Origin of the sequence: Pseudomonas agronomica, assembly GCF_025917275.1 — a bacterium.
Taxonomy (GTDB): domain Bacteria; phylum Pseudomonadota; class Gammaproteobacteria; order Pseudomonadales; family Pseudomonadaceae; genus Aquipseudomonas; species Aquipseudomonas agronomica.
Genome location: NZ_JAOSHO010000355.1, coordinates 1 through 5,456, shown reverse-complemented (window position 1 = coordinate 5,456; position 5,456 = coordinate 1). Strand labels below are relative to the sequence as shown.

Genomic DNA, 5,456 nt, shown 5'->3' with positions numbered 1-5,456 from the left:
GCGCCGAGCGTATCGCGCGTCAGTGCATCACGGACTCGCACGTACTGGCTTTGTTCGAGGGCCATCGTCAAGAGTGGCCTGGCCCAGGCGGGAACATCGTTGCAGTGCATACCGGGGGCATTCCATATCACTGGAATAGCATGCTGCAACGCGATCAACGCAGGCGTCAGCCAATAACCGGTCGGATGATGAATATCGGCAGTTGGCGGACCATAGCCATGGGCCACGACTTTATCGAAGCGGATCAGAAAACCACCGCCGATCAGGACGCCATCCAGGCTGGCCGCCATACCGGGCAGTTCCGTCAGCGACGTCACTGCGTAGGGCCATTCAGGGCGGCGTTTTTCATGATAGGAAAACCGATGCAGCTCGACTGGCCCCAAGCGCCGACGCAGCTCCGCCTCGGCAATGATCGGAAACAACAGGTCGCCGTAGTTTTCGACGTCGAAGGTGCCGAATATGGCGACCTGCCACCCGCGCTCGTCCTGGTGTCCCGCCAAAACCGTTTCTCCTTGAGTACCGCAGGCCTTGGGAACCGACTCGACCGGTGGAGGATCGATTCTCTCCAGCCCCAGGTCAACCATGCCCAGGAAATGCCTGGGGCTTGGCAACATATCGAAGGCCAGCGGCGCAACTTGTTTCTCGATCAGTTGCGAGGTGTCTTCCGTCGCCCCATGCAACAACTTGAGCGTGACATGGTAGCGACCCTCGGCGAGGTTGGCCGGGAAGCGCACCGTGATCGCCGAGCGCCGCCAACCGTTTTCGACCGGCCCCGGTTGCAGGGCGAAGTTGCCTCCACCGATCACCAGCAGCCTGGCCTCCTGGATGGTGAAGCTGATGTTGGGTTGAGTGATCGACTCATGCAGCACCGCCTCGACGCGAATCTCGATGTCGTCGCCATACAGGTAGCTGGAGCAAAGCTGCTCGGTATTGGTGAAGCAGGCAGCGCTGATGTGTCCCTCTTCGGTTCCGAAGGCCATCCCCTCCTGCCCGCCGATAAACGACTTGCGTGTCACCGGTATGACCCCGCCGCTGGCCCAGCGACGTTGCTCATCACGCATGTCGAGCAAGTGCAGCTCGGCCATTTCATCGGGCGAGCCGCTGGCCACGACCCGGCCCGCACGCAGGTAGATGACTCGGTGGCAAAAGCGCTTGACCATGCTCATGTCATGGGAAACGAACAGCAGCGTCGTGCCCTTGGCAGCCAGTTCTTCCAGCCGGTTCAGGCATTTGAATTGAAAGGAGGCATCGCCGACCGAGAGGGCCTCATCGACGATCAGGATCTCGGGTTCCACGCAGACCGAAACGGCGAAGGCCAACCGCACCAGCATCCCGCTGGAATAGATCTTGGTGGGTTGGTCGATGAAGTCGCCGATATTGGCAAAGGCGAGGATATCGTCGAAGCGAGCGTCGATTTCCGAGCGACTCAAGCCCAGCACTGCCGCGTTCACATGGACATTTTCCCGCCCGGTGAACTCTGGATTGAAACCAGACCCCAGCTCAAGCAGCGCGGCAATCCGGCCATGTCCCTGGACACTGCCCCGGGTCGGCATCAGCGTTCCGCAGATCAGTTGCAACAACGTGGACTTGCCACTGCCGTTACGGCCGATGATACCGACGGTCTCACCCTTTGCGATGGTCAGGGAAACATCATCCAGGGCCCAGAACTCGCGATAGAAACGCTTCCTGCCGCGCACCAACATCTGCAACAGACGGTCCTTGGGCGCATCGTAAATCTGATAGCACTTGCTCAGGTTCTCGGCGCGGATGGCCACTTCAAACGACATCGGCAAAACCCTTCCATGAAACACGACCCATATTACGGCGCCGCCGAACAGTTCCTTTGCCGGGCGCTGCGGATGAGTTAAGCACATAAACGGGAAAAAACGCCGAATGAATCTACACTGCGTTTACCCTCCATGAAGAAGCCACTCAAGGAGCCTCCGAATACCGGCTTAAGGATCAAGCAACAATGCAGTCGTTCAACACGTCCCCTGCCGCCATGGTCAAGAGTGTCCTGATCAATCGCCTATTGATCTACGTGTTGATCCGCAGGGAAGTCGCCGGTCGTTACAAAGGCTCGATGCTCGGTATCCTATGGTCGTTCTTCACGCCCGCGTTCATGCTGGTGGTCTACACGTTCGTATTCAGTGTCGTGTTCAAGGCCCGCTGGTCGGGCGGCGGTGAGTCCAAGAGCGAATTCGCCCTGGTGCTCTTCGCTGGCCTGCTGGTCTTCAACCTGTTTTCCGAATGCATGAATCGTGCGCCGGGCCTGGTGCTGGCCAATACCAATTACGTCAAGAAAATCATATTCCCACTGGAAACCCTGCCCCTGGTGTCGCTCGGCGCAGCACTGTTCCACATGGCTATCAGCGTGCTGGCCTGGCTGGTCTTTTATGTCGTCCTGTTCGGCATTCCTCCGGTAACCGCCCTGCTCCTGCCGCTGGTGCTTTTTCCATTGGTGCTCCTGACGCTGGGGCTCTCCTGGTTCCTCGCCTCGATAAGCGTCTACCTGCGCGATATCGGCCAGTTCATCGGCATCATTGTCACGGCGATGCTGTTCCTCTCACCGATTTTCTATCCACGCTCGACGCTTCCGCAAAGCTATCAGGCCGCCTTGCAGGCAAACCCGCTGACGTTGCCGGTCGAAATGGTTCGCGATGTGCTGTTCTGGGGCAGACCGCCGCAATGGGACGAACTGGCCACCTACTCGGCGATCGCCGTGCTGGTCGCCTGCGCCGGGTTTGCCTGGTTCCAGAGGACCCGAAAAGGCTTTGCCGATGTCATATGAGCCCGTTGGCGTGGCGCGCTGGGCAGCAGCCGCTATGATGATTCATGGCACGGCTGGAGCCTGTGCCTGCCTGGTGATTGAAGTCGACAACGATCCCGAGACACCTGGGGTGCGTTGCCGTAATGACCAAAGGACCGAAAGAACGCATGGACCCAATCAACCGTCTTGTTGATCGCATTGACCAGCTGACTCGCTCGACACAATCCAGATCCATAGAAGCCTTGCAGTTGGTCAAGGAGATCGAGAATCGGGATCGGCTCGTCAATCAGCTGCGCCTCGATTCCAAAGCGCTTGGCACTCGTCTGTCACTTCAAGAATATGAAGCCCGACGGTTGCGCGAGCGACTGCGGCTGGCTGAACAGCGCCTCAAGAACGCCGAGGCGTTGCTCAAGACAAAACAGCGCGAGGCGGTCGCGCTGTCCGATTGGGCGGTGGATCTGCGTGCCCAACTGGCGGCGAAGCAGGCTGAGCTGTTCAAGCTTTGTGACTGGGGCAACGCCATCGAACGCGCACCGCTGCGTTATTCGATACGCAAGATGGCGTATCGATTGTCACGCTGGGTCTACGCGTGGCTGCCCCTCACCGCACAGGTGAAAAGCAAGCTGGCGCGCCGGCTTCGAAACGGGTTCAAGCAGCGTAAGGCAAAGCCAGGCGAAACAGCGGCATCCGCAAGCCTCGCCCCGCTGCCGTCCCTGCCACCGTCGCCGGGCCTGGCTGTGCCGTCCAACGCCGGACAACCCATGATCCTGATGTTCGGCGTGATTGACTGGCACTTCCGTATCCAGCGCCCGCAAAACCTGGCCAAGGAATTGGCCCGGGCAGGACAAACGACTTTTTATATCTCCAACAACTTTATCGACGATGATGACCCCGGTTTTGAAGCCGAGCCCTTGGCAGGCTCCCACCGGCTGTTCCAGATTCGTTTCAAGGTACGCGGCGCGCCGGCCATTTATCATGCCCCACCGTCAGCCGCCGCGATCCACCAGTTGTGCCAAGGCTTGGCGATGTTGTTGACGTCTGCGAATGCCGATGCCGTGGATTGCATCGTCCAGCACGCCTACTGGTTCCCACTGGCCAGGCGCGTCCCCAACGCCACGTTGGTCTATGACTGCATGGACCATCATGAGGGCTTCGGCAATGTCGCCCAGGAATTGCTAGACCTTGAAGTCGCCTTGATGCGCAGGGCGGACCTGCTGGTGGCGACATCCGACTGGATCGAACAACACGGCAAGCGGGAAAACCGCAACGTGGAAGTGATCCGCAACGCCTGTGAGTTCAGCTTCTTCAGCCAACGTCCAGGCAAGGTCTATCAGGACCCCGCCAACAGGAAGATCATCGGTTATTACGGTGTCATTGCCGAATGGTTCGATCTGGACCTGGTCAGGCAAGTCGCTCGATCGTTCCCGCAACACCTGGTCCTGCTGATCGGCAGCGACACCGTCCAGGCAAGAAAATATTTCAAGCGCTGTCCGAACGTGATCCTGGAGGGCGAAGTCCCGTACGCCTCCCTGCCCTACTATCTGCACGCCATGGACGTGTGCCTGCTTCCATTCAAGGTCATGCCGCTGACCCTCGCCACCAACCCGGTCAAGGTCTATGAGTACCTGAGCGCGGGCAAACCGGTGGTCTCGGTGAAACTGCCGGAGTTGAGCCAGTTCGGCAAACTCGTCCGGGCGGTTGAACAGACGGACGAGTTTATCTCGGCCATCGGCAATGTCCTGGACGCGCTGCCAGAGCCCCGCGCCACGCGGCAGGCGCGTCAATCGTTCGCCCGAGGCCAGACCTGGCAGCATCGGGCCAGCCGCTTGCGCGAGGTCATCGCGACATTGCCAATGCCCAAGGTCAGCGTGGTGGTGCTGACCTATAACAACCTCGAATTGACCAAGGCCTGTCTCGACAGCCTGTTGACCCAAAGCCAGTACCCCAACCTGGAGATCATCGTCGTCGACAACCACTCCAGCGACCAGACCCCGGCCTATCTCTGCGCCTGGGCCGAAGGGCACCCGGACCGGATCGTCATCCTCAACCCGGATAACAAGGGATTCGCCGCGGGCAACAACCTGGGCCTCGCGGCAGCCAGTGGCGACTACCTGGTTATCCTGAACAACGACACGATCGTCACCGCTGGCTGGATCAAGGGCCTGATTCGCCATCTTCAGGACAACAAGGAAATCGGCATCATCGGCCCGATCACCAACAACATCGGCAATGAAGCCAAGGTCGACACTCGCTATGACCGGGTAGACGACATGCCTGCCGAAGCCGCGCGAATGACCCGCTCCCGCATGGGCGAGTGGTTCGAAATCAATACCCTGGCGTTTTTCTGCGTGATGTTTCCGCGCTCGACCTACGAGCAGATCGGCGGCCTCTGCGAAGAATACGGCCTGGGTTTTTTCGAGGATGACGACTACTGCCGCCGCGTACAGCGTCGCGGCATGCGCGCGGCCTGTGCCGAGGATGTCTTCGTGCACCATCATTTATCCGCCTCGTTCAACGCCTTGGGTGCCCGGAAAAAACAGGCACTTTTCGAGAAGAACCGGGCGATTTATGAGAGCAAGTGGGGAGCCTGGGTTCCGCATACGTACCGAGATGTATGAGCAGCTCTTTGAGGCAACGCCGTGACTTAAGGAATGAGATGAATTTGTGGCGAGGGAGCTTGCTCCCG

General features: G+C 59.3%; 3 protein-coding genes and 1 pseudogene. 2 read left to right on the top strand and 2 right to left on the bottom strand.

Going from position 1 to position 5,456, the window contains the following annotated elements:
- Nucleotides 1-584 (bottom strand): polysaccharide pyruvyl transferase family protein (locus OC610_RS20365; RefSeq protein WP_264430225.1); only part of this gene is annotated, 584 nt, incomplete at its 3' end.
- Nucleotides 564-1,787: pseudogene (locus OC610_RS20360) on the bottom strand (ABC transporter ATP-binding protein); the annotation flags it as partial. The pseudogene OC610_RS20360 and the gene OC610_RS20365, both read right to left, overlap by 21 nt.
- Nucleotides 1,788-1,972: 185 nt before the next feature.
- On the opposite strand from OC610_RS20360, the gene OC610_RS20355 reads away from it, so the two are divergent.
- Together OC610_RS20355 and OC610_RS20350 are read left to right on the top strand one after the other, a co-directional pair.
- Entirely contained in the window at nucleotides 1,973-2,791 is an 819-nt protein-coding gene (locus tag OC610_RS20355) for an ABC transporter permease (RefSeq protein WP_264430222.1), read from the top strand.
- 146 nt (nucleotides 2,792-2,937) lie between these two features.
- Nucleotides 2,938-5,388, top strand: coding sequence for a glycosyltransferase (locus OC610_RS20350; protein ID WP_264430221.1), 2,451 nt, complete (start codon nucleotides 2,938-2,940; stop codon nucleotides 5,386-5,388).
- Nucleotides 5,389-5,456 lie beyond the last annotated feature (68 nt).

Coding starts and splice junctions, on each gene's coding strand:
- OC610_RS20350 (WP_264430221.1), top strand. CDS start 2,938: ATGGACCCAATCAACCGTCTTGTTGATCGCATTGACCAGCTGACTCGC.
- OC610_RS20355 (WP_264430222.1), top strand. CDS start 1,973: ATGCAGTCGTTCAACACGTCCCCTGCCGCCATGGTCAAGAGTGTCCTG.